The following is a 23,811-nucleotide window of genomic DNA, read 5'->3' on the forward strand; positions in this document are numbered from 1 at the left end:
GCATCACCTCTTTATACAACGTCAATATGATCTGGATTGCGCATAAAATGCAGTGCAAGCACCAGCATCAGTGCCGGAAACAGTAGCACATTCAGCGGCGCGAAAATCACGGTGATTTGTAGTAAACAGGCAATCAATAGCCCAATTGAGAAGACTTTCAGTGTAGTTGGCAGGTCGCTAAAACGCAGGAACAAGCTGACCGCCAGAATCGACCCCAGCACAGCATATAAGAACAGTATAATCAGACTAAATACCACGAGAGCACTGGCTAATGTCGCTAGGCTCGAGGTCACGATACCGAGTGCATAGGCGACGTCGGCGAGCACGCTGGCATGGAAGATAACCACCATCATAGCCATTAATGACAGCAAAATGGCAGGGGTGGTGCCGTTTAAACGCTGTTTAAACTCTCGTGCTAAGAACAGATATACCGCGACCTCCAACGCACCGAGCACTACGAAGAGTAGGTCCCACACGTCTAACGTGGATACGTCAGCAATCAGCATTGCCTCGAACGAACCTTCTAAGCTCCAGGCAAAGGATAACCAGTAAATCGGAAATAGCACCGCTAAGACGACAGCTGCTGCGGCTGGCCACGCATTGGATTGATTCAACATATAAGCTCCTAAGTCGCTTAGCGGGCAGCTTTGCCAACCAGCGCATTATGATGAGCGGCGCAGGTGCCCCTCAGATGCTGTATTTATAGCCAAATGAATAATGCTTTGCAATAAATATTTTATGATAAACGTAAATTATTTATTGGTATTCGATCTTTAAGACAGATCGAACCGTACACTCAGGTACAAGAAAGCAGGTACAAGAAAGCAGGCACAAGAAAGCAGGCACAAGAAAGCAGGCACAAAAAAACACGCCCGAAGGCGTGTTTTTTAAAGCGTCACTAAGACAGCTTCACTGCGACCAATTAACCGCGAGATGCGCGCTTACGGTCGTTTTCAGTCAGTAGCTTCTTACGCACACGGATAGAATGTGGCGTGATTTCTACTAACTCGTCATCATCGATGAACTCAAGTGCTTTTTCTAATGACATACGTACTGGTGGGCTTAACACCTGCGCATCGTCGGTACCTGACGCACGTACGTTGGTCAGCTGCTTACCTTTCAAACAGTTAACCGTTAAGTCGTTAGAACGGTTATGAATACCGATAATCTGACCTTCGTAAACTTCGTCACCGTGCGATGCGAACAAGCGACCACGCTCTTGTAAGTTAAACAATGCGTAGGTCAATGCTTTACCCTGAGCGTTTGAAATCAATACGCCGTTCATACGCTGACCGATGCGGCCACCTTTGTGCGGGCCGTAATGATCAAACGAGTGGTAGGCTAAGCCAGTACCAGAGGTTAAGCTCATAAATTCAGTTTGGAAACCAATCAAACCACGGCTTGGCACGATAAAGTCGATACGCACACGGCCTTTACCGTCTGGTGACATATCCGTCATTTCGGCTTTACGTAAACCAAGGTTTTCCATCACCGCGCCTTGGTGCTGGTCTTCGATGTCGATGGTCAGGTTTTCCATCGGCTCCATTTTCACGCCATCTTCTTCTTTCAAGATAACTTCAGGGCGTGATACCGCTAGCTCGAAACCTTCGCGGCGCATGTTTTCAATTAACACGCCTAAGTGCAATTCACCACGGCCAGACACTTTAAACTTATCTGGGTTGGCTGTTTCTTCTACACGTAAAGCAACGTTGTGCTTCAATTCTTGTTGCAAGCGCTCAAGAATTTGACGTGAAGTAACGAATTTACCTTCTTTACCAGCAAACGGTGACGTGTTGACCTGGAAGGTCATTGTAACGGTCGGCTCGTCTACGCTCAGTGGTGGCAATGCTTGCGCTTCGCCTACTGCACATACGGTGTCAGAAATCTGAAGTTCGCCTAAACCAGTAATCGCACAGATATCACCAGCGCCTGCGCCGTCGCTTTCGATACGGTCAAGACCTAAGTAACCAAATACTTTACCGATTTTACCGTTACGCGTGGTGCCATCGGCACTCACGATAGTCACTTGTTGGTTCACCTTTACGCTGCCACGACGAACACGGCCGATACCGATAACGCCTAAGTAGCTTGAGTAGTCCAACTGTGAAATTTGCATCTGTAATGGGCCATCAGCATTCGCTTCTGGTGGTGATACTTTTTCAACAATGGCTTCAAACAAAGTGTTCATGTCTTCGTTTGGTTGCTCTGGGTCTAATGACGCCCAGCCTTGTAGTGCAGACGCGTATACAATTGGGAAGTCCAACTGCTCGTCGGTAGCACCAAGGTTATCAAACAGATCGAATACTTGGTCAACAACCCAATCAGGGCGTGAGCCTGGGCGGTCAACTTTGTTGATAACAACGATAGGCTTCAAACCGTGGGCAAATGCCTTCTGAGTTACGAAGCGAGTTTGTGGCATTGGACCGTCTACCGCGTCAACCAACAACAGTACCGAGTCAGCCATTGACAGAACGCGCTCAACCTCACCACCGAAGTCAGCGTGACCAGGGGTGTCTAGAATGTTGATGTGGTAGTCCTGCCAGTTAATTGCAGTATTTTTCGCCAGAATGGTAATGCCACGCTCTTTTTCAAGATCGTTTGAGTCCATTACGCGCTCTTCGAGTTCGCCGCGACTCTCTAAGGTGCCAGACTGCTGAAGCAGTTTATCAACCAAGGTTGTTTTACCGTGGTCAACGTGAGCAATGATTGCAATATTACGTAACTTACTAATTTCTTTACCGTTTACTAAATCGGTCATAAAGCACTTCTTAAATTGGGCGCCAAAGTATGCGCGTTTGCGCGCGCAGGAAATCGACGAACTGGTGAAAAACTGGTCGCAGATTATACAGGTAAGCGCGCCACAACTCTAAATTATTTTGCGTTTGCTACGAAAATTCATCCGATTGTCACCAATTATTCGCAAATGAGGCTAAACAAGTCGCTATGCACTATTTTGGTGCGAATATGCGCAGAACTGGTGCAAATATGTGCTGGGGAAGCTGAGCTTACGTGGTGCGTGTCGCGTAAGCTTTTGAAAATGCTTGAGAATTTAAATGTGGTACGCAGTTTGCTAATTACGTTTCAGTTGAGTGAATCCAAGTTTTAACCCCCTTGGGCTGCGCAAAATCGCCATTTTTGAGCTATGGTTTAGGACGAGAAAAAACAATAGCTTGGCTGCGTGTAAGCGAGCGCAAGGTAGACAAATTTTTGATGATAAAGCATCTGGAGGATCGGCATGTCCGTTCAAGACGTACTTAAGCAAATCGAAGAGCAAAATATTAAATTCGTAGACCTACGCTTTACCGATACCAAGGGTAAAGAGCAGCACGTGACCATTCCTGCGTCTGCGGTAGACGAAGATTTCTTTGAAGATGGCAAAATGTTCGACGGCTCATCGATTGCTGGCTGGAAGGGCATTAACGAATCAGACATGGTGCTGAAGCCTGACGTAGACAGCTGCGTGGTAGACCCGTTTTCAAGCTACAAAACTATGAATATCCGTTGTGACATTCTTGAGCCAGACACCATGCAAGGTTACGACCGTGACCCACGCTCTATCGCTAAGCGCGCTGAAGAATATCTGATTTCTACCGGCGTGGCTGACAGCGCTGCATTTGGTCCTGAGCCAGAGTTCTTCATCTTTGATGACGTGCGCTTCCACACCGACATGAGCGGCTCGTTTTACAAAATCGATTCAGAAGAAGCAAAGTGGAACTCAGGTTCTGACTACGCAGAAGGCAACCTGGCTCACCGTCCAGGCGTGAAGGGCGGTTACTTCCCAGTACCACCAGTGGATTCGTCAAACGATTTACGTGGCGAAATGTGTGACACCATGGAAAAAATGGGCTTAGTCATTGAAGCGCATCACCATGAAGTGGCCACTGCAGGTCAAAATGAAGTGGCTACCCGCTTCAATACATTGACTAAAAAAGCCGATGAAATTCAAATCTTTAAGTATGTGGTTCATAACGTTGCTCATCGTAACAACAAAACCGCGACTTTCATGCCAAAACCTTTGGTAGGCGACAATGGTTCAGGCATGCACGTGCATATGTCATTGTCGAAAGACGGTAAAAACCTGTTCGCAGGCGACAAATATGCTGGCTTGTCAGAAACTGCGTTGTTCTACATTGGCGGTATCATCAAGCATGCGAAAGCTCTGAACGCATTTACCAACCCGTCGACTAACTCGTACAAGCGTTTGGTCCCAGGTTTCGAAGCACCGGTTATGCTGGCTTACTCTGCGCGTAACCGTTCAGCGTCTATCCGTATTCCAGTGATTCCAAACCCGAAAGGACGCCGTATCGAAGCGCGTTTCCCTGACCCAATTGCGAACCCTTACTTAGCGTTCTCAGCGCTGATGTTAGCGGGCCTTGATGGTATTCAAAACAAGATCCATCCAGGCGATGCGATGGACAAAGACTTGTATGATTTACCGCCTGAAGAAGCGGCTGAAATTCCACAAGTAGCTACTTCGCTGGAAGAAGCGTTGAAAGAACTCGATAAAGACCGTGGTTTCTTAACTGCTGGCGGCGTGTTCTCAGACGATATGATCGATGCCTACATTAACTTGAAGCGTCAGGAAGTTGAGACTCTCAACAAAACCACGCATCCAGTTGAGTTTGATATGTACTACAGCTCATAAGCTGTCACTACATCCAGGGGACGGCTGCCATAACGCCCCAGACGTGACTGGCAGCCGGCTACTTTCAGGCAGCAATGCCGCCTGAGTAGCATGGTAACCGGCCGTGACAGGCCGGTTTTTTTATGCACAGAATTTGTCACGTAACCGCTGAAATTGACAGCTGGCATTACGATACAAGATATTGATTGCACCGACACGGAGCATGCACCAAAATAGTGCAATAGTGACTCATTCTAATTCAGCTCGGCGAGACTTCGCATGCAACAGCCACAATTACTTGAACAGCTTGTTACCGCAGTGATCACGCTGGATCAGCGCGGTCATATTCGGTTTGCCAATGCCGCAGCTGAATCTTTGTTGTCCGGCAGCTCGCGACGTTTGCAGGGCGCTCCGCTAGAAAGCTTATTGCGATATTCAAGCATCGACTTTCAACTGCTGCATGAAGCGTTTAAAAGTCAACAGTCGTTGTCCGACTCTGACGTCGTTTGGGTATTACACGACGGCAAGCAAATGACTGTCGAACTGATGGTCTCGCCATGCAATTTAGTGGACGGGCAGCCCGGGCAGTTACTGGAACTGCGCCAAGTTGACTTAATTCGACGCCTTAACCAAGAGCAAGCGCAGCAACATCAGCTGGCTGCTGCACAGCAACTTATCCGCGGTTTGGCCCATGAGATCAAGAACCCCTTGGGGGGCATTCGCGGCGCAGCGCAGTTGCTCGATGCGAAACTTGCTAACCCCGAGCAAGAAGAATATACCCAGTTGATCATCAAACAAGCTGATCGCTTACGCGCATTGGTCGACCGCTTACTCGGGCCGAACAAGCCAGGCACGCGCGCCACCGTCAACGTGCATCAATTAATAGAGCGCAGTATTCAGCTGGTGACGTTGGATTCGAACCAGCACATTGCGGTTGAGCGCGATTACGACCCGAGCCTGCCCGACATTGAAATTGTGGAACACCAAGTCGAACAAGTCGTGCTGAATATTCTGCAGAACGCGGTGGAAGCAATGGTCGGTCAATCGCAACCCGAGCTGATCGTGCGCACACGGGTGGCGCACCAGGAAACCATTTATGGCACCCGTTACCGCCAGTGCTTGGTGATTAATTTAATCGATAACGGCCCTGGGGTTGATGCACAGCTCCGTGACACCTTGTTTTACCCGCTGGTGAGTGGGCGAGAGGGCGGTAGCGGCTTGGGTTTATCTATAGCGCAGTCGTTGGTGCATCAGCACGCAGGCAAAATTGAATTGAATAGCCGTCCGGGTAAAACCGACTTCACTTTGTATCTACCGTACACCCGTGCCATTTAGGAGGCTTTAGTATGTCCAGCCAAAGTATTTGGATAGTAGATGACGACGACTCCATGCGGTGGGTGTTGGAGCGCGCGTTTAGCGAAAAAAAATGGCAGGTAAAAGTGTTCAGTCGCGCCCAAGACGCGCTCGATGCCGGCACCCAAAGCTGGCCAAATGTGCTGTTAACCGATGTCCGGATGCCGGATATGGACGGCATGACGCTGCTGCAACAATTAAAGCAACGTGCGCCGCAACTGCCGGTATTAGTGATGACCGCACACTCCGATTTAGACAGTGCCGTAAGTGCATTCAAAGGCGGTGCATTCGAGTATTTAGCTAAACCTTTCGATTTAAACGAAGTATTGGAGGTGGCAGAACGGGCTGCTGAGCGCCTAAAATCAGCGGCTACTGCTAAGCCAAATAAGGCGATCGAGCAGGTCAGTGATTTGATCGGTGAAGCCCCTGCCATGCAAGAGGTTTTTCGAGCAATTGGAAAATTAAGTGGCTCTAGTGTCAGCGTGCTGATCACCGGGCCTTCAGGCACTGGTAAAGAGCTGGTCGCCCATGCGTTACACAAACATAGCCGCCGCGCCGAGCAGCCGTTTGTGGCCCTCAATATGGCCGCTATACCCAGCGAGTTAATTGAGTCGGAGCTATTCGGGCATGAAAAAGGTGCGTTCACTGGCGCCACCAATAAACGACCTGGCCGATTTAGCCAAGCCCATGGTGGCACGCTATTTTTAGACGAAATTGGAGATATGCCGCTGTCCGTGCAAACGCGGCTGTTGCGTGTGCTTGCCGAAGGCCAGTTTTATCCCGTTGGGTCACACCAATTGGTCAAAGTAGATGTACGTATTGTCGCGGCTACGCACCAGAATTTATTGCAAGCTGTCGCTGATGGACGCTTTCGGGAAGACCTTTACCATCGTTTAAATGTCATTCATTTGCGCTTGCCACCACTTGCAGAGCGCCGAGAAGATATTCCAGCGTTAGCCCATTATTTCTTACAACGTGCCGCAAATGAGTTGCAAACTCCAGTAAAAGTGCTAAATAAAGATACACAGCACGCACTGGAACGTGCACCCTGGCCTGGCAACGTGCGTCAACTGGAAAACACCTGCAGGTGGTTGATGGTGATGGCACCCGGTGAGGAAATACGCCCTCAGGACTTACCTACTGATATCGTGGCTGGGACACTCAATGGACAAATACGGCAAGACACCGGCTCGGTATCTTGGCAGCAGGTATTGGGTGACTCGTTACGTGAAGCGTTTGCAAGCGAACCGGATAGTGGGTTTAGCCCGTTTGAAGACGAATTTAACCAAACCGCGATGAAAATAGCACTTGAGATCACTGGTGGACACCGCCAGCGGGCGGCAAAAATTTTAGGCTGGGGACGCAATACATTGAGCCGCAAGCTCAAATCGTAAAGTTTCGGTAAAATAGATAATTTGCTCTATCCTTATTTCGATTTATTCGATAGGGTGGCAAATTGAAAAAAGCACCCTTAGGTTTTGTAAAGGATACCGTTGTGGCACACATATTGTTGATTGACGATGATGTTGACCTGGGCTCCATGTTAACCGAATTCTTGGCGAAGGATGGCATGCAGCTGACCACCGCTGAAGATGGAGAGCAGGGACTGAAAATAGCAACAGAGGGTAAGTTTGACCTCATTTTGCTAGATATTATGCTGCCAAAAATTGATGGCTTGCAGTTACTGAAGAAGTTGCGTGAGCGCCAAATCCAAACCAGCGTACTGATGCTAACCGCACGCGGTGACGACGTTGACCGAGTTGTTGGTTTGGAATTGGGAGCAGACGATTATTTAGCGAAACCATTTTATCCGCGCGAGCTGTTAGCTCGCATCAAAGCATTGCTGCGCCGTTCACGGGCGAACAACACCTTGCCTGCGGACGAAAAGCTGGTGTTCTCAGGATTTAAGATGGACACCGTAGCAGCAGAAGTAAGCTGTGACGAAGCGCCGCTTGAGCTCACCCCGACCGAGTTTGATATTTTACGCTGCCTGCTTGCCCACCATGGCCAGCTAGTCACTAAAGAAAGCTTATCCAACTTGGCGTTAGGTCGTGCGTTAGGCCCGTTTGACCGCTCGTTAGATGTGCACATTAGTAATATCCGTAAAAAGTTGCCAAGCCGCCCTGAGCGTATTCAAACCGTTCGTGGCCGAGGCTATCGGGTAGAAGAAAGAGGTTAATGGATAACCGACCAACGCGCTGGTATCAGTCGTTAACTTTACGCTTACTGGCGCTCTTTTGGGCATTACTGTTGGGGGCGACGCTTGCTGCGTTCGCCTCCGTGTTCTATTTAACCCGCCCACCCCAACCCCAAGCCGTTAGTTCTGACTTCGAACGCACCTTACGCCCCATTCTTGAGCAGGCGGAAAACTTCGCATTACTACAACCAGGGCGTTTACTGGTTGGCGAGTATCGTGTGGTCGCAAGGCGCAGCAGTGAAGACGGCGATTTAGATATGACCCAAGGGTTGTCTCAGGAAACCGCGCGCGCAGCATTGAGTTTGATTGATTCGGACAGTGCACCGCAGCAAATCGCTGTGCGTGGGCAGTTTGTTGCTGGGCCATTCTTTATGGGTGATTCGCGTTTAATTGTCAGTCGTCCATTGTCAGGTGACGAAGTGGCTGAACTGGCGGCACGCGACGAGCGCGAATTATTACCTAACTTATTGTGGATGGCGGTAACGGCCAGTGGTATCGGTGCGTTGATACTGGGTATCTGGTTTGTGCGCCCCCTGCGTCGTTTGCGCACAGCCACACGCGAAATCGCAGCGGGCAGCGCCGAGCCGAATCTGGCCCGCTTGCCCGCGCGCCGCGATGAACTCGGCGAATTGGCCCGTACTTTAAAAACCACCGCGATTGAACTTGCGACCTCGCGCGATGCACAGCGACGTTTATTAAGTGACGTGTCCCACGAACTGCGCTCGCCGCTGGCACGCTTGCAAGTTGCACTTGATCTGTTGGAGTCCGAGGAGCTGCGCAAGTCTAACCATTGGCTGATGATGGAAAAGGACATTTTGCGCTTATCCCGCATTATCGACAGTATCTTATGGCTGTCACGCTTAGAAAACGGTATTGCCAAACTAGAGCGTGAAGACGTGTCACTGAGTGCAATGCTCAAAGAGCTTGAAAGCGACCTGGTGTACGAGAATGACGTGTATGCCGGGCGCCTGCAAATACCCCATGAAGATTTACCGGTGCTGGCAACCGACCCCATTCTGCTGCGCTTAATTTTAGAGAACTTAGTACGCAACGCGTTCCAGTACGGGCCAGACGACGGTCATGTGACAGTCATTGCCGATGTCACCAAGCGCGAAGTGAAGATTAAAGTGTGCGACCAAGGACCTGGCGTCGATGAGAGCAAAGTCGAAGAACTGTTTGTGCCGTTTTTCCGTGCCGACCCCTCGCGTCACCACGGTGCTGGTGTAGGCTTGGGTTTAGCCTTATGTCAGCGTTCCAGTGCCGTGCTAGGCGGCCATCTGGAAGCGCGCAATCACCCCGATGGCGGTCTCGAAGTCACCTTAACATTACCGCTAAAATCTTAAGCTAAGCTATACTGACGTGAGTGCGGTGCATGTGCCGCGCGCCTCTTTTCAATAACCATGTGTTCGGTAATTAGAAACGTACAAGGAGCGCCAGTGTCCGTTGCGCAGTCACATAACCCTAAGTCCGACTCATTAGATTCGAGTGAACAGCCCCTCAGTCAGGCACAGCTGCAAGAATGGCTGGCTGCACGCCCAAGTGACACTGAACCGGCTTGGGCGCATTGGTCAGCCACCATACTTAGCCAATTTTGGCAGCATGTTAGCCAACACACACTGGAAACTGCCGACGATGTGGAAGTGCGCTATGTGCTGTTTAAGCAATCCCAGCCCAGTGACAAAGGCTGGGTGGTGTTATCGCCTGGACGGATTGAAAGCTACTTAAAATACCAAGAAATTATGCTCGAATTGGCCGCCCAAGGTTATAGCGTGGCGGCTATTGACCATCGCGGCCAAGGGTTTTCAGAGCGCACCAGTCACCACCCGCAACACGGGCATATTGCGCATTTCGATGAATTTGTGCGTGATTTCGCGGATTTTATGCTGGCATTAAAGCCGCATATCGGTGCCGCGCCGTGCCAATTAATGGCGCATTCGATGGGGTCGGCTATCGGCTGCTTGTATATGGCGCATTACCCCCACCCGTTTAAAAGCGCAGTGCTTAGCGCGCCGATGATGGGCGTGCAAACCAAGCCTTGGCCCGAAGCCATTGCGCGTGGTTTGATCCGAATCGGGCATTGGCTCAATCAGCAATTTGCTGGTGACAAACCACGCTACTTCATTGGTATGCGTGATTACGCAGAGGTCAGCTTTGACGATAATAACCTGACCCACAGCCCGCAGCGTTACCAATGGTTTAAAGCCATGTATCAACATCACCCTGAAATTCAACTTGGCGGGCCGACGGTGCAATGGCTGAAGCAGGCGTTACAAGCTATGGCCGAACTACCCGAAGCCTCGCAGCGTATTCGTATTCCCGTGCTACTGTTGCAAGCGGGCGAAGATATGATTGTCAGCCCACAGCCACAACAGGTGTTCATGCAGTTACAAGCGCACCCGCATAGCCGTTTGCAGCGCGTACCCGGCAGTTACCATGAAGTGTTTATGGAAACCGACGCGATTCGGGGGCCCGCGATGGCACAGGCCTATGAGTTTTTGGCGCAGCATATTGACAGCCCGCCGCTAGACCCCAGCATTCAGGTGCCAAACCGGCGTCGACGCAGCGCACGCAAAGAACGCTAGGGTTGTGTGCTACACTGCGCGCTTTGAAGTCTGTACAACGTCGTTTTACTTAGAGAACCAGCATGTTTCACATCGCCTTGCATGAGCCCGTGATGCCCGCCAATTGCGGCAATATTATTCGTTTGTGCGCCAATAACGGCTGCACCTTGCACTTAATTGAACCGCTAGGCTTCGATTTTGAAGAGAAAAAGCTGCGTCGCGCCGGGCTGGATTACCATGATTTAGCCAATCTGGTGCGTTACCCCAACTACGCGGCATTCGCTGAAGCCATGCAAGACAAGCGCATTTTCGCATGTACCACCAAAGGTAGCCGTGGTTACACCGAAGTCAGCTACGCAGCCGACGATGTGTTATTGTTTGGCTCTGAAACCGCAGGCTTACCCGATGCCATTCGTGATGGCTTCGCGCCCGAGCAGCGCATACGCATTCCGATGCAATCCAGCTCGCGCAGTTTGAACTTGTCCAATTCCGTCGCCATTATTAGCTATGAAGCTTGGCGGCAGCAAGGCTTCGCTGGGGCTCGTTAGCTGTTACAGGCTGCGCGGAACTCACGGCGACATGCGGCGTCATAGTGTCATAGACAGATAGAGGTAGTAATGGCAAAACATATGTTGAATTCAACGTTTGCAGGTGCTGGCTTAGTCACCACGCTGATGGCTGGCTTAATCAGCGCAAGTGCAGTGATGTTCGCGCCGCAAGCACAGGCACAGTCTGAAAGTAGCGAGCAGCCAGAACGGCGTTTGAACCTGATGCTGATGGGCAGCGCACCACAGGTGTGTAGCAGCATGAACCAGGACGCCTGCGCTGACAAAGACTGGATTCAAGCTAATGAAATGCGCACCGCAAGGGTATATAACCTAAGTGACGTGCGCCGCCGTGAAGCCATGCGCCAAGCCGTGTGGCCACGCGAACGTGAAGCCATTCGCGAAGAACTTATCGAAGCACTGGAGATGATGGCCGACCATTTTGGCTACGGCGTGGTACCAGAACATCGTTTGATTGACCGCTTTCGCTCGCGTGCCCACCTTGATTTACTTAGCCGTTTAACCGAAGACGAATATTACCGCGTGCTCGATGGCCTTGAAATGCCAACCGTCGAAGGTTTACGGGAAGTGGCGCGGGTGTCAGAAAGTCCGAACACCAGTGCACAACTATTGCAGCGTTTTGTCAGCGACACCCAAAGGTTTTCGGGTCAGGAAACGCCGGTCATTTATATCGTGACAGCGGCGCAGCGTGATCCACTTGGCAGCTACTTAAGCCAAGCCGCCGCCTTGCGTAGCGCAGGTGCAGAACCGCGCTGGCTGCCTATCGACGCCACCGTGATGCGCGCCGAAGGGCGTTGCGACAGCATTGATTCACTGCGTCGCCGTGGCACTGGTGCTTACGACAGAGCCCGGGTACATCCGCAATTACATGCCCAGCAGGTCGAATTCTGCGAAAGCCGTGATAGCTGGAGCGACGCATTGAACGAAGCCGACGGCGTATACTTTGTCGATGGCAACCAAAGCTTATTGCGCGACGCCTTTATCAATAGCGACGGCCAAGCCAACGCATTATTGCAAAGCATTCAAAATAAGCTAAACGCAGGTCAATTAAATGTCGCCGCTGCGGGCAACGCCGCAATTGCGATGTCTTCAGCCACCATGGTCACCAACGGCACCAGCCGTGATGCGATGGTCAACGGCTCATTAGCGCGTCAGGCACCAGCCATTGGCTGCGAGCAAGACGACAGCTGCCCACGCGATGTAGGCCCCGACACCTTGACCTATAACCCGCTCGGTGGATTAGGTCTGTATAGTTTTGGCATGATTGACGTCGAGCTGTCTGAACGTGGCCGCCAAGCGCGCATGTTGCGCCTTGCTGCAGATACAGTCACCCCAGTGGCGATTGGTATCGACCGTGACACCGCCATACTGGTGAACCCAAGCCATGGCGTGTTTGAAGTGTTAGGCGACGCTGCCGTATTCGTTGCCCAGCAAGCCACGGGTAACGCCAATATGGTCGGCGGCGGCTTCCACTTTTTGTACCGTGGTGCCATGGGTCGCATTCAGCGCAGCGCCGTCACCGACATTAGCCTGGCGCAGCAACCCGCATTCCGACCGGAGTCAATTACCACAAGGTTCTTGGGCGACACCGGGGTGTTCGATAACATTGCCCGCCTGTGCGAAGGACGTGAACAGCTGCAGTTGCTGCAAGACGACTTTGTATTCTTAATGCAGCGTACCGATAACACCACCGCCGAAGGGCGGCGTGGTCGCTGTCAGGTGATTAATGGCGTGGTCGGTATAGGCCGGAATTAGTACCCGAACCATGGTTTATATCAAACCAATCGGGTAAAACTTGGTTTATAGTAACTAGCGAATCCCAATTTCGGTTCGCTGGTTACACTATGACTCAATTACTGCGGGTGACCCGCCCCAACTTTCTAACCCTCACCGTGGTGTGCATTGCATTGGCCGCCACGGTTGCCCTCGAACACGTTGGCAGCATCGCGCTGTTGGACTTACTCTTGGTGAGCGTGCTTGCCCTGGCGGCCCATGCCAGTGTGAATGCTTTTAATGAATACCACGACTTTCGCTCAGGGCTGGATCTGACCACCCAACGCACCCCGTTTAGCGGTGGCAGTGGCGCGCTGGTTGAATCGCCCCATCTGGCTCGCGCCGCCTTGTCCCTCGCCTGTGTCACTCTAGTCATTACCATAGTCGCTGGGCTTTGGTTGGTGTGGGTGCACAGCTGGCAACTGCTATGGCTCGGTGTTATCGGGGTGGTGGTCATATATACCTACACCCATTATCTAAACCGCTCGCCCTTATTGTGTCTACTCGCCCCGGGTGTCGGCTTTGGTATGTGCATGACACTTGGCGCCAGTTGGGTGCTGAGCGGCGGTCTTAGTGCCAGTGCATGGGTTGCTGCGTTGGTGGTCACCTTGGTAGTGAGCAATTTACTATTATTGAATCAATTTCCCGATATCGAGGCAGACCGTGCCGTCGGTCGGCGCCATCTACCAATTGTGTGGGGCGAAAAGCGCTGCGCCAAGTTATTCGCAGCGTTTTATTGGCTCGCCTATGGCTTAATTGGAGTTGCGGTATGGGGCGGGCTGATAACCCCATGGGCATTATTGGCGCTGGTGTCTCTAGGCTTGTGCGTTCCGTTGCTTGGCAAGGTGCTTGGTGCGCCGCAGCAGGTTGCTCAGCAGGTGGCAACATTGGGGCTCAACGTGGCGCTGGTGCATGTGTTGCCATTGCTGATGGCGGTTGGGCTATTGATCAGTTGGTGGCGTGGCGCTTAGTCGGTGTCAGATGGGTTTGGCAGTGCTTTAAACTGGTGAAACACAACAAGGAGTAAGCATGCAACAACACGAATACGATGTCGTTGTGGTGGGCGGCGGTGGTGCTGGCTTACGCGCTGCGATTGCTGCAGCACAGGCCAGTGACGGCAACAGCCGCATCGCACTGTTGTCCAAAGTGTACCCGATGCGCTCGCACACGGTTGCGGCAGAAGGCGGCGCCGCGGCGGTCACACGAGACGACGACAGCCTTCAAGCACACTTCGAAGACACCGTTGCTGGCGGCGATTGGTTAGCCGAGCAAGGGGTGGTGGACTATTTCGTCAAGCATGCCCATCGCGAACTGGTGCAAATGGAGCACTGGGGCTGCCCTTGGTCGCGCCAGCCTAATGGCAATGTGCAAGTGCGCCGTTTCGGAGGCATGAAAACTGAGCGAACTTGGTTTGCGGCGGACAAAACTGGCTTCCACATGCTCCACACCTTGTATCAAACCGCCCTTCAATTTGATGCCATTACCCGTTTTGACGAATATTTTGTATTGGACATTGGCGTGGCCGAAGACGGTGATGAGCGCGAAGTCACTGGGGTGTTGGCATTGGATATTAAAACCGGCGCGCTGCACTGCATCCGTGCTGGCGCGGTTATTATGGCGACCGGTGGCGCTGGGCGCGTGTTTAAATTCAATACCAACGGCGGCATTGTCACCGGAGATGGCATGGCCATCGCGTATCGCAATGGCGTGCCCCTGCGCGATATGGAGTTTGTGCAATACCACCCCACAGGCTTGCCCGGCAGTGGCATTCTAATAACCGAAGCCAGCCGCGGTGAAGGCGGTGTACTCGTCAACAAAGACGGCTATCGGTACCTGCAAGATTACGAACTTGGCCCAGAAACGCCGCTGGGTAAACCCCAGAACAAATACATGGAACTGGGGCCAAGAGACAAACTTTCGCAAGCCTTTTGGCATGAGCAGCAACGAGGCAGGACAGGGAAGCATGGCACATCCGATGTCGTCTATTTGGACTTACGTCATTTAGGTAAGGCGTTTCTTGAAGAACGCCTGCCGTTTATCTGTGAGCTTGCCAAAGCCTATGTCAACGTCGACCCAGTGCATGAACCCATTCCGATTCGCCCGGCGGTGCATTACACCATGGGAGGCATTCTAACCGATGCCCAGTGCGAAACGCCGATACAGGGGTTGTTTGCAGCTGGCGAATGCGCATCCGTGGGCTTGCACGGCGCCAATCGGTTGGGCTCCAATTCATTGACCGAGTTGTTGGTGTTTGGCCGACTTGCTGGCGAACAGGCGTGGCAGCGGGCGAACGCACGTCGAAATACGCCTGCCAAGAGCGACGACATGACCGCTAAAACTCAATACTGGCAGCAGCGCATTAGTGCCATGCAGCAAAACCCCAAACACGCTGCGGTGTCCAGCTGGCCCCAATTGAAGCAAGATTTGGTTGCCACCATGGAGCGAGGGTGTGGCATCTACCGTGACGAGGCCGGTTTGCAGCAATCACTCAACGACATTCACGAGTTAAAGGTGGCTTACCAGCGCATGCACGTCGCGGACAGCAGCCGAGGCTACAACACCGACTTACTGCAGGCAATCGAGCTTGGCTTCAGTTTAGATGTAGCGGAAGCCACCTGTTTAGCGGCGCTGGAGCGACGGGAATCGCGCGGTGCGCACCAGCGCTTGGAAACCGAGTATCAACAGCGCAATGACGAGCAGTTCTTAAAGCACAGCCTAGTGCGCTGGAGGGATGAGCAACCGGCCACTCTGGAGTGGCAACGCGTCGACACCACATTGTCGGCGCCGAAGGTTCGCGCCTATGGTGAACAAGGCAATGCCCAAGCCAGCACGCCCAATCGTACTCAAGGAGGCAAGGTATGACGCAGCCGCGCACCTGCTATGTTGATATTAGCCGTTACGACCCTGAACGCGGTGACCAGTACCCCACCATGCAGCGCGTTCAAGTGCCGTACGACGACAGCACCTCGGTGCTGGATGTCTTGCAATATGTGAAGGAGCAGGTCGACTCCAGCTTAAGTTACCGCTGGTCATGTCGAATGGCGATTTGCGGCTCCTGTGGGGTGATGGTCAATGGCATCCCCAAGCTTGGTTGCAAGGACTTCGTTCGCGACTATGTAGCTCATAAGGGTGTCGGCCGAGATCACGCCGCCAATGATGCGCCTGCACTCACCATCGAACCGCTTGCGCATTTCACCGGGGAGCGCGATTTGGTGGTGAACATGGACGAGTTTTTAACCCACTTGGAGGCGGTTAAACCCTATATTATTGACCCTGCCTCGCGCCCCAACAATCCGTCGGCCGCGACGCACTCGCAGACACCCGCACAGCTGGCGCGTTATCAGCAATTTGCCAACTGCATCAACTGTGGTTTGTGTTATGCCGCGTGCCCTCAGTTTGGCTTGAATCCCGAGTTTGTTGGGCCAGCGGCAATAGCTTTGGCGCACCGTTACAACTTGGACAGTCGTGACCATGGTAAGCATGAGCGGATGCAGGTGCTAAATACCCACGACGGCGTTTGGAGTTGCACCTTTGTCGGCTTTTGTTCAGACGTATGCCCCAAAGGCGTAGACCCTGCTGCCGCGGTGAACCAAGGCAAAGTAGAGTCAGCGAAAAGCATGTTGATTCAGTTATTCAAAGGCAGCTCGATAGGAGATTCACGCTCATGAGTTACAAGCCTGAACTGACCGGCCGTTGGTGGCTCAAGCACGGCCATTTCAAGCGCTATATGCTGCGCGAGGCCACCGTCATACCCTTGGTATTCTTGCTGTGTTCATTGCTGGCTGGGGTATTCAGTTTGCAAGACGTGGAACGCTTTAGCCAGTGGCAGGCGTATATGGCGCATCCGTTGGTGATCATTGGCCATACGGTGGCACTGGGTGCTGCGCTGTACCATGCCGCCACCTTCTTCGTGCTGTTCCCGCGAGTGATGCCAATTCGCATTGCCAACTACACATTGCCAGCTCGCCTTATGGTCGCCGGACAGTGGGCCGCGGTATTGGCGGTGGCACTGCTGTGCCTTTGGTTAGTGACCGGAGGTCGCGTATGAAACAGCGAATTAAAGGCCTGCACCTAGAGCCACTGTGGTGGGGGTTATTTAGCGCCGGTGGCGTATGCTTTGCCGTGTTGGTGCCTAGCGTGGTACTGGTGTTTGGCTTGCTGTGGCCACTTGGAGTGGTGGACGTGAGCTTCACCACCTTGCAATCCTGGTATCAAAGCCTGTGGGGGCTGGTATTTACCGCGGTGGTCATCAGCCTCCCAGCGTTTCATGCCGCCCACCGCATTCGCCATGGGCTGCATGATATGAAGATAGGGTATGGTGGGTCGACCACGGCATTCGTATGTTACGGCAGCGCCATGGTGGTAACCGCATTAGGCGTTATTGCATGGTGGTCCGCATAGGCGAACAGGTCACCTCAACGGTCAAGGGTGTCCATACCGGTACTACCGTAATCGGAGCTTCCGCTAAGTGATACCGTACTGCTCGCGGTAGGCACTTACTTTGGCCATATTGGCCTCCTGACCGGGTTGCTCAGCCAAGTAGCGAATGAGGTCATTTAAGGTGACAATGGCAATTACTTTGGCGTTGTAGTCGCGCTCGACTTCTTGAATGGCGCTCAGCTCACCTTTGCCCTTCTCTTGACGATCCAGAGCAATCAGTACGCCCGCCAAGCTCGCGCCGTTGGCCTCAACAATATCCATCGATTCACGAATGGCGGTGCCTGCGGTAATGACGTCATCCACCAGCATGATCCGGCCTTGCAAGTCCGCACCAACTAAGTTGCCGCCTTCACCATGCGTCTTCTTCTCTTTGCGATTGAAGCAATACGGCACGTCTTTCTGATGGTGTTCAAACAGGCTAATTGCGGTCGCACTGGCAATTGGAATGCCCTTGTAGGCAGGCCCAAACAGTACGTCAAACTCAATGCCCGAGTCTTGCAGCGCCGCCGCATAATAGCGCCCTAAGCGAGCCAAATCGGCACCGGAGTTGAACAAGCCTGCGTTGAAGAAATACGGGCTGGTGCGACCTGACTTCAACGTAAACTCACCAAATTTGAGTACGCCTTTGCTTAAAGCAAACTCGATAAATTCGCGTTGGTAGTCTTTCATGCGTTAAGCGCCTCTTTTTGAATGTCATTCAGTTCACGAATGGCGTGGCGAGCTAAATCGAGCATCGCATTCATCTCGACCATGCTGAACGGTTCGCCTTCAGCGGTGCCTTGCACCTCAATCATCTTACCGGTTTCGGTCATCACCACATTCATGTCGGTATCGGCTGCAGAGTCTTCTTCATACTGCAAATCAGCCACCGGCTCGCCGTTGTAGATACCCACCGAAATGGCCGCTACCATCGCCTGCAGCGGGTTGGCTTTAACCATACCTTGCTTGCGCATATGGCTAAGTGCATCGACCAAGGCCACGCATGCACCAGTAATCGACGCTGTACGCGTGCCACCATCCGCCTGAATCACGTCGCAGTCTACGGTAATGGTGTGTTCGCCTAAGGCATTCAAGTCCACCGCAGCGCGCAATGAGCGTGCGATTAAACGCTGGATTTCCAACGTACGGCCACCTTGCTTGCCACGGCTCGCCTCACGCCCAGAGCGGGTATGCGTCGCCCGAGGCAGCATGCCGTATTCGGCAGTAACCCAACCTTGGCCTTTGCCTTTCAAAAAGCGTGGCACACCCACTTCAACACTGGCATTACACAACACTTTGGTGTCGCCAAATTCAATCAACACGCTGCCTTCTGCGTGACGGGTATAGTTTCGGGTGATGGTCACCGGACGAATTTGTTGAGCAGTACGGCCATCAGGGCGCATAAGAAACCTCGTTGCAGATAAGTGGTATAGGAGTGTAAAAACGCGCCCATTATAGGCAAATTAGGGGTCAAGTGCCATGCCAGCGACTGTTTTTGCCGCCTATGCACAGGTATACTGGCGCAGTTACGGCCTCGCCAAACCATTGACAGCGCGCGGCCATAAGCAGCTAAGCACATAAAAGGAAAGAGTAATGATTTATAGTATGACCGCTTATGCCCGCCACGAAATTAAAGGCGAATGGGGCAGTGCCGTGTGGGAACTTCGTTCCGTGAACCAGCGTTACCTCGAAACCTATTTTCGCTTACCCGAACAGTTTCGCGGCCTCGAAGCCAGCCTACGTGAACGCCTACGCCAGCGCTTAGCGCGCGGCAAAGTAGAATGTAACCTACGCTTTCACGCCAACGAAGGCGCCGCCACCGATTTAGTCATCAACGAAGACCTCGCCAAAGCAGTGATTCGCAGTGCCGAGTGGGTGCAACAAAACGGCGGCAACGGCAGCATGAACCCGCTCGATATACTACGCTGGCCCGGTGTTATCAGCGCGCCAGAACCCGACATGGACGCGTTACAAAGCGAACTGTTGCAGGGCTTTGATAACGCAATGGAAGAATTTGTCAGTGCCCGCGCCGCCGAAGGCAGCAACATGCGCAAACTGATTGAAGAGCGCTTGGAAAATATCGGTCGCCAGGTCGTCACCGTACGTGCGCAGATGCCAGCCGTACTCGAATGGCAACGTGAGCGCTTACTCACCAAGTTTAAAGAAGCATCGATTGAACTTGATTCGCAACGCGTTGAGCAAGAAATGGTGCTGATGGCACAAAAAAGCGACGTCGCCGAAGAACTCGACCGCCTCGAAAGCCATATCAAAGAAACCCGCATTGCCATGAACAAAGGCGGCGCCTGCGGCCGACGCCTCGACTTCATGATGCAAGAATTCAACCGCGAAGCGAACACCCTAGGGTCAAAGTCTATCAATGCCGACATCACCAATGCCGCCGTCGAGCTGAAAGTGCTGATTGAGCAGATGCGCGAGCAGATCCAAAACATCGAATAGTTTTTTTACCCGTCCAAGAATGTCTTAAAAGCCCTGTTATTTGCTTGTAAATAAAGGGCTTTTTTGTTTTTCCCGTCCAAATCGGTTTGCAGATGTCCGTTACCAGTTGCTGTTTAAGTGGTGGGCAAAATGGTGGGCAAGACCTGTTTTTTTGACTCAATAAGCAAAAAGTCAAGGTATCTGGTGAGCAGATTTTTGCATCTATCTCACCACCGCCTTATGCCATCCCCACTTATCGTGCTGCTTGCAGATTGTTCAATCACTCAACTATCGAACCAATCGATAAACAAACAGTGGTGGGCAATGGTGAGCAAATTTTAACGATTTCTTAGGAATATAGAGTAACAAACGATGGCAAAACTAACCGCAACTCAGGTGCAGTCTTATGCTCGCACCGCAGCAGCAAACAAAAAATACAGTGATGGTAATGGCCTATATTTTTGCGTAAGAAAATCTGGCATGCCGTATTGGATGCTAAGGTATACCAGCCTAAATGGACGACGAGAAGCCACGCTCGGTCAATATCCAAGTATGACCTTAGCAGAGGCTCGACTTGAATCGTCTAAAATGCAGCTACAACTTCAGCAAGATGAAGACCCATTAGCAATCCGTGCTATTGAAACCATCCCTGAGATTCAAAATGTCAGTCAGCTGTTTCAAGACTGGTATGCCAAAGACTTAAGTCGCCGATTAAAGCACCCAAATATACCCAAACGTGTTTTTACCAAAGAAATTGCACCAGTGATTGGTCAACTTCCTATCCAAGCTGTGCGCCCCACACATGTACGCGAAGTATTAGAGCGCATTCGAGAAAGTAACCGCCCTACCATTGCCAACGATACCTTGATGTACATGAAGCAGCTGTTTCGACATGCAATAAAGCTCGACTTAACGCTGAACAACCCCGCCGCAGCCTTTACCGTGGACGATGCCGGTGGCGTGGAGTCCAGTAAAGACAGGATGCTTAGCAAAGAGGAAATTCACTACGCCTTTAGCGTGTTTCATACCCATATCAATAGCTTTGGCCGCGACAACTACCTCGCTTGCTGCCTGTTTTTGGTGTTGGGTGTGCGCAAAAGCGAATTGTGCGAAGCCATGTGGCGTGAAATGGATTTAACCACGGGTGTGTGGGATCTACCCAAAGAACGCAGCAAAACCGGCGTCCCCATTAGCATCCCCTTACCGCGCCAAGCCATTGCCTGGTTTAACGAGCTGCAAGTCCGCGCTTGTGGCTCGCCTTATGTTTTCCCTGCCAGACGAGCAAGCCATCGTCCACATATGGGGCCAGATACGCTAAACCGCGCCATTTCTAAACTCTTTGGTCGCGAGCCTGGGCGCAAAAACAGCCTCCCAATAAAATGGGCAAGCTTGAACACTTCACCGTACACGATTTACGCCGCACCTTTCGCAGCCTTGCCGCCTCTTTGGGCATTGCAGGCAACGTAGCCGAACGCTGTCTTAACCATAAGCTAAAAGGCGTTGAGGGTATCTACGACCGCCACGATTACTTTGAAGAGCGCCGAATTGCCCATCAAACTGTGGCTGATGTGGTTGAACCACTGGTGAACTTTGAGCCCGCTTCACAATACAAAATCGGAGTGCGCTAACATGCAGTTTATGATGCGACTTGCCCCCATTACCTTTCCAATAGCCATGCTGGCAGGCCTTGGTTGGTGTATTGGCATTGCCTTACTCGATCAACCTCATGGTATAGGCTACGCACTTACTCGGTATTGCCTGATGGTATTCGTGGTACTCGCTCCTTGGCTGACGCTAAAACTCACGTTCTACGTGATTGTCAGCCTAGGACGCAAACTGGGGCTCATCCCGCCTGCACGCCCAACGCACAGCTTGGGGTATGAAGAATCACTCTATTGGTTCAGAGTATTGGCCTTCTTCGATGGCAAACGCAGCCGAATGCCGAAAAGGCCTATCAGACGAAACTAATAATCCCCCATTTGCTCACTTACCGTGGGCAGTTGGGACAATGGGACAGCAATTGATTTAGCAAGCTTTAGAGGGTGAATAAGAGGAAATTACACTGCCCCAAGGAATGGGGCAATCGGGGCTTGGATTAACAAAACAAGCCACCAAACATAATCTTTAAACCAATATGACCGACGCCTCTGTATCTTTGTACGCGTCGGTTCTCATTTTAGCGTAGCGGTATGCTTCGCAAATGTGTTTCAATTGCTTCAATCATCGACTTGGTAAGTGGTAAATGCGCTTTTTCTTTCGCCCAGATTTCATGAAAGCCTGCCACGGTTTGCTTGGCAGTATCTAATACCAATTTTTCTGGCAGCATGGCTTTAGCCGCTATGTGTGACAGCTCATCCAGCGTGAAATCACTGAATTTCTTGCTACGACTCACCTTCAGCGATGCACTATCATCGGGGATATAAGGAATGGTCGAGACAAAGTCATAAGCAGGTGCAATCGATGCGGTGCGCTTGTCTTTGTAAATCACAGACCAATTCTTCAAATGCATATCCGCATTACCAATTAGGGTATTGAACACCAATCGACGCGTAAATTCTGCAATGTCTTCGTCTTGACCTTCGATGCCGATAACCTGAGCAATATTGCGCATACTGGCTTTTTTGTATTTATCTTGAGGATAGACGCCAAACACTTGCGCAAAATCTTCAATATGTACGGCTTGATCACCTGCACGATCAAAGCGCTTGATCACAAACGCCTGAGCATTTTTAAAAGCATCGCCAAATTTACCAATACCATCTGGGATATTAGCAATCTGGTTAATCGGGAGTAGCTGCGTTTCTGGCACATCCATCCCCAACATGCGAGCCAGTTCCATCATCGAATATTCATTTTCTGGCACAGCGTCAAAACGAGACGATGGCAATTTCACAATCCAAGAGCCACCTTGACCGGTTGCTGGAATAGTCAACCCACCGTTTGCTTGTTGTACGGCCGAAAACTTCAACTGCACACCCGCCAATGAAAAACGCATTGGCAATTCAATTTCCGTTTCATCGTCAATACCTTGATGCACATTAGGCGGCAGCGCTTCGCCATCAGCAGGTTCAACCGTGATCGCACCTGCTAAATCTTGTCCTAACACCCACAATAGAAAAAACTCCCGCGCTGGATTCACTCCGGCACGCTCTGCCAGGTAATGACGCATGGTTTCTTCTGGCAAAAGGTTAGAGAAAAACGGAGTTAACTTGGTTTGGGTCGGTTTAAAATTAGTCAGTAAGCCACCCAGTGCATCTTTAAAACCCAGCCCCAACACGGGCCGTGATTCATCATGAATGTACGAATCCATAAAGGCAAAAAGCGTTCTGTCATTGCCCACGTTGGTGATCGTTGCTATGGGTTCGCCATAGAGCAACACGTTGAGCGTAGAAACATGATTAGTCATCGTCGTCTTCCCCTAACTGATATGCCGGTGACATCTGCTCAGCTTCATCGTTGATACCATTATTGTTTGGCCCATTATGATAAGCACCTTGGCTGCTTCGAATGATTGACTTGATGGCAGGAATGGACTTTTTAGGCGCAACCAATAGCTCTAGGTCGAGTACACGGGCCAGAGCAATCAAACTGGACATTCTTAAATCAACGCCACCAGACTCGATCTTCGAAATATGACTTTGCGGCACACCCGAACGCGCGCTCAGCTCTCTCTGGCTAAACCCCTTGCGTACCCGAGCTTCTCGAAGACTTTCTAGTATCTGCTCTGTTACATAGCTCATTTCGATACGCCTTAATGAATCAATTAGGAATAATTATATACAAAAACATATCACCGTAATCCCACAAACACAAGAATGATTAGCTATTATGTATCACCAATCACTTCTTGATATACAATTATAGATAAACCGTAACGCGCGC

General features: G+C 51.5%; 21 protein-coding genes and 1 pseudogene. 16 read left to right on the top strand and 6 right to left on the bottom strand.

Annotated features, from left to right (window positions below; translation table 11 throughout):
* Window positions 1-11: 11 nt before the first annotated feature.
* Complete coding sequence (locus CWE07_RS10285) at window positions 12-617, bottom strand: hypothetical protein (RefSeq protein ID WP_111569759.1); 606 nt, start codon at window positions 615-617, stop codon at window positions 12-14.
* A gap of 305 nt (window positions 618-922) precedes the next feature.
* Window positions 923-2,758, bottom strand: a complete 1,836-nt coding sequence (typA, locus tag CWE07_RS10290) for a translational GTPase TypA (protein WP_111569758.1) — start codon at window positions 2,756-2,758, stop codon at window positions 923-925.
* A 477-nt stretch (window positions 2,759-3,235) separates the two neighbouring features.
* Between typA and glnA the strand changes: the two genes are divergently transcribed.
* From glnA to frdD, 13 genes are all read left to right on the top strand, one after another.
* The gene (gene glnA, locus CWE07_RS10295) at window positions 3,236-4,645 is read left to right on the top strand and encodes a glutamate--ammonia ligase (protein WP_111569756.1); all 1,410 of its coding nucleotides are present in this window, start codon (window positions 3,236-3,238) and stop codon (window positions 4,643-4,645) included.
* Between the two features lie 258 nt (window positions 4,646-4,903).
* Entirely contained in the window at window positions 4,904-5,959 is a 1,056-nt protein-coding gene (gene glnL, locus CWE07_RS10300; RefSeq protein ID WP_111569755.1) for a nitrogen regulation protein NR(II), read from the top strand.
* 11 nt (window positions 5,960-5,970) lie between these two features.
* A complete protein-coding gene (ntrC, locus tag CWE07_RS10305) occupies window positions 5,971-7,371 on the top strand; it encodes a nitrogen regulation protein NR(I) (RefSeq protein WP_111569754.1) in 1,401 nt (466 codons plus the stop codon).
* A gap of 101 nt (window positions 7,372-7,472) precedes the next feature.
* Window positions 7,473-8,156, top strand: coding sequence for a response regulator transcription factor (locus CWE07_RS10310; RefSeq protein WP_111569753.1), 684 nt, complete (start codon window positions 7,473-7,475; stop codon window positions 8,154-8,156).
* Window positions 8,156-9,517, top strand: coding sequence for a sensor histidine kinase (locus CWE07_RS10315; RefSeq protein ID WP_111569752.1), 1,362 nt, complete (start codon window positions 8,156-8,158; stop codon window positions 9,515-9,517). The genes CWE07_RS10310 and CWE07_RS10315 overlap by 1 nt, the downstream gene beginning before the upstream one ends.
* Window positions 9,518-9,610: 93 nt before the next feature.
* Window positions 9,611-10,756 carry an alpha/beta fold hydrolase gene (locus CWE07_RS10320; protein ID WP_157983262.1) on the top strand — a complete coding sequence of 382 codons (1,146 nt, stop codon included), beginning with the start codon at window positions 9,611-9,613 and terminating at the stop codon, window positions 10,754-10,756.
* A 62-nt stretch (window positions 10,757-10,818) separates the two neighbouring features.
* Entirely contained in the window at window positions 10,819-11,283 is a 465-nt protein-coding gene (locus CWE07_RS10325; protein WP_111569750.1) for a tRNA (cytidine(34)-2'-O)-methyltransferase, read from the top strand.
* Between the two features lie 69 nt (window positions 11,284-11,352).
* Complete coding sequence (locus CWE07_RS10330) at window positions 11,353-13,056, top strand: type 1 glutamine amidotransferase family protein (RefSeq protein WP_111569749.1); 1,704 nt, start codon at window positions 11,353-11,355, stop codon at window positions 13,054-13,056.
* Window positions 13,057-13,145: 89 nt separating this feature from the next.
* A complete protein-coding gene (locus CWE07_RS10335; RefSeq protein ID WP_111569748.1) occupies window positions 13,146-14,045 on the top strand; it encodes a prenyltransferase in 900 nt (299 codons plus the stop codon).
* A gap of 58 nt (window positions 14,046-14,103) precedes the next feature.
* Window positions 14,104-15,936: a fumarate reductase (quinol) flavoprotein subunit gene (gene frdA / locus CWE07_RS10340; protein ID WP_111569747.1), complete on the top strand. Its 1,833-nt coding sequence runs from the start codon at window positions 14,104-14,106 to the stop codon at window positions 15,934-15,936.
* A complete protein-coding gene (locus tag CWE07_RS10345; protein ID WP_111569746.1) occupies window positions 15,933-16,742 on the top strand; it encodes a succinate dehydrogenase/fumarate reductase iron-sulfur subunit in 810 nt (269 codons plus the stop codon). Before frdA ends, CWE07_RS10345 begins: the two co-directional genes overlap by 4 nt.
* Window positions 16,739-17,122 (top strand): fumarate reductase subunit C, encoded by a 384-nt coding sequence (locus CWE07_RS10350; RefSeq protein ID WP_111569745.1) that lies wholly within the window; start codon window positions 16,739-16,741, stop codon window positions 17,120-17,122. Before CWE07_RS10345 ends, CWE07_RS10350 begins: the two co-directional genes overlap by 4 nt.
* The gene (gene frdD / locus CWE07_RS10355; RefSeq protein ID WP_111569744.1) at window positions 17,119-17,475 is read left to right on the top strand and encodes a fumarate reductase subunit FrdD; all 357 of its coding nucleotides are present in this window, start codon (window positions 17,119-17,121) and stop codon (window positions 17,473-17,475) included. The genes CWE07_RS10350 and frdD overlap by 4 nt, the downstream gene beginning before the upstream one ends.
* Window positions 17,476-17,538: 63 nt before the next feature.
* On the opposite strand, the gene pyrE is transcribed toward frdD, so the two are convergent.
* Both pyrE and rph read right to left on the bottom strand, forming a co-directional pair.
* Window positions 17,539-18,183 (bottom strand): orotate phosphoribosyltransferase, encoded by a 645-nt coding sequence (gene pyrE / locus CWE07_RS10360; RefSeq protein ID WP_111569743.1) that lies wholly within the window; start codon window positions 18,181-18,183, stop codon window positions 17,539-17,541.
* On the bottom strand, window positions 18,180-18,896 hold the full coding sequence (gene rph / locus CWE07_RS10365) for a ribonuclease PH (RefSeq protein ID WP_111569742.1): 717 nt from the start codon (window positions 18,894-18,896) through the stop codon (window positions 18,180-18,182). The genes pyrE and rph overlap by 4 nt, the downstream gene beginning before the upstream one ends.
* 190 nt (window positions 18,897-19,086) lie before the next feature.
* Between rph and CWE07_RS10370 the strand changes: the two genes are divergently transcribed.
* The 3 genes and pseudogenes from CWE07_RS10370 (at window position 19,087) to CWE07_RS10380 (ending at window position 21,897) form a co-directional block, all read left to right on the top strand.
* On the top strand, window positions 19,087-19,950 hold the full coding sequence (locus tag CWE07_RS10370) for a YicC/YloC family endoribonuclease (RefSeq protein WP_111569741.1): 864 nt from the start codon (window positions 19,087-19,089) through the stop codon (window positions 19,948-19,950).
* Window positions 19,951-20,301: 351 nt separating this feature from the next.
* A pseudogene (locus CWE07_RS10375) lies at window positions 20,302-21,557 on the top strand (tyrosine-type recombinase/integrase).
* A 1-nt stretch (window position 21,558) separates the two neighbouring features.
* Window positions 21,559-21,897, top strand: a complete 339-nt coding sequence (locus CWE07_RS10380; protein ID WP_111569740.1) for a hypothetical protein — start codon at window positions 21,559-21,561, stop codon at window positions 21,895-21,897.
* A 208-nt stretch (window positions 21,898-22,105) separates the two neighbouring features.
* Here the strand turns inward: CWE07_RS10380 and CWE07_RS10385 are convergent, their stop codons facing one another.
* Together CWE07_RS10385 and CWE07_RS10390 are read right to left on the bottom strand one after the other, a co-directional pair.
* Entirely contained in the window at window positions 22,106-23,335 is a 1,230-nt protein-coding gene (locus CWE07_RS10385) for a type II toxin-antitoxin system HipA family toxin (protein WP_111569739.1), read from the bottom strand.
* Complete coding sequence (locus CWE07_RS10390) at window positions 23,328-23,669, bottom strand: helix-turn-helix domain-containing protein (RefSeq protein ID WP_111569738.1); 342 nt, start codon at window positions 23,667-23,669, stop codon at window positions 23,328-23,330. The genes CWE07_RS10385 and CWE07_RS10390 overlap by 8 nt, the downstream gene beginning before the upstream one ends.
* Window positions 23,670-23,811: the final 142 nt, after the last annotated feature.

This window comes from Aliidiomarina maris (assembly GCF_003987335.1).
Classification (GTDB): domain Bacteria; phylum Pseudomonadota; class Gammaproteobacteria; order Enterobacterales; family Alteromonadaceae; genus Aliidiomarina; species Aliidiomarina maris.

Bases quoted from the DNA above. Each gene is read 5' to 3' on its own strand.
- CWE07_RS10285 (WP_111569759.1), bottom strand. From the start codon at position 617: ATGTTGAATCAATCCAATGCGTGGCCAGCCGCAGCAGCTGTCGTCTTA.
- typA (WP_111569758.1), bottom strand. From the start codon at position 2,758: ATGACCGATTTAGTAAACGGTAAAGAAATTAGTAAGTTACGTAATATT.
- glnA (WP_111569756.1), top strand. From the start codon at position 3,236: ATGTCCGTTCAAGACGTACTTAAGCAAATCGAAGAGCAAAATATTAAA.
- glnL (WP_111569755.1), top strand. From the start codon at position 4,904: ATGCAACAGCCACAATTACTTGAACAGCTTGTTACCGCAGTGATCACG.
- ntrC (WP_111569754.1), top strand. From the start codon at position 5,971: ATGTCCAGCCAAAGTATTTGGATAGTAGATGACGACGACTCCATGCGG.
- CWE07_RS10315 (WP_111569752.1), top strand. From the start codon at position 8,156: ATGGATAACCGACCAACGCGCTGGTATCAGTCGTTAACTTTACGCTTA.
- CWE07_RS10325 (WP_111569750.1), top strand. From the start codon at position 10,819: ATGTTTCACATCGCCTTGCATGAGCCCGTGATGCCCGCCAATTGCGGC.
- CWE07_RS10330 (WP_111569749.1), top strand. From the start codon at position 11,353: ATGGCAAAACATATGTTGAATTCAACGTTTGCAGGTGCTGGCTTAGTC.
- CWE07_RS10335 (WP_111569748.1), top strand. From the start codon at position 13,146: ATGACTCAATTACTGCGGGTGACCCGCCCCAACTTTCTAACCCTCACC.
- frdA (WP_111569747.1), top strand. From the start codon at position 14,104: ATGCAACAACACGAATACGATGTCGTTGTGGTGGGCGGCGGTGGTGCT.
- CWE07_RS10345 (WP_111569746.1), top strand. From the start codon at position 15,933: ATGACGCAGCCGCGCACCTGCTATGTTGATATTAGCCGTTACGACCCT.
- CWE07_RS10350 (WP_111569745.1), top strand. From the start codon at position 16,739: ATGAGTTACAAGCCTGAACTGACCGGCCGTTGGTGGCTCAAGCACGGC.
- frdD (WP_111569744.1), top strand. From the start codon at position 17,119: ATGAAACAGCGAATTAAAGGCCTGCACCTAGAGCCACTGTGGTGGGGG.
- pyrE (WP_111569743.1), bottom strand. From the start codon at position 18,183: ATGAAAGACTACCAACGCGAATTTATCGAGTTTGCTTTAAGCAAAGGC.
- rph (WP_111569742.1), bottom strand. From the start codon at position 18,896: ATGCGCCCTGATGGCCGTACTGCTCAACAAATTCGTCCGGTGACCATC.
- CWE07_RS10370 (WP_111569741.1), top strand. From the start codon at position 19,087: ATGATTTATAGTATGACCGCTTATGCCCGCCACGAAATTAAAGGCGAA.
- CWE07_RS10380 (WP_111569740.1), top strand. From the start codon at position 21,559: ATGCAGTTTATGATGCGACTTGCCCCCATTACCTTTCCAATAGCCATG.
- CWE07_RS10385 (WP_111569739.1), bottom strand. From the start codon at position 23,335: ATGACTAATCATGTTTCTACGCTCAACGTGTTGCTCTATGGCGAACCC.
- CWE07_RS10390 (WP_111569738.1), bottom strand. From the start codon at position 23,669: ATGAGCTATGTAACAGAGCAGATACTAGAAAGTCTTCGAGAAGCTCGG.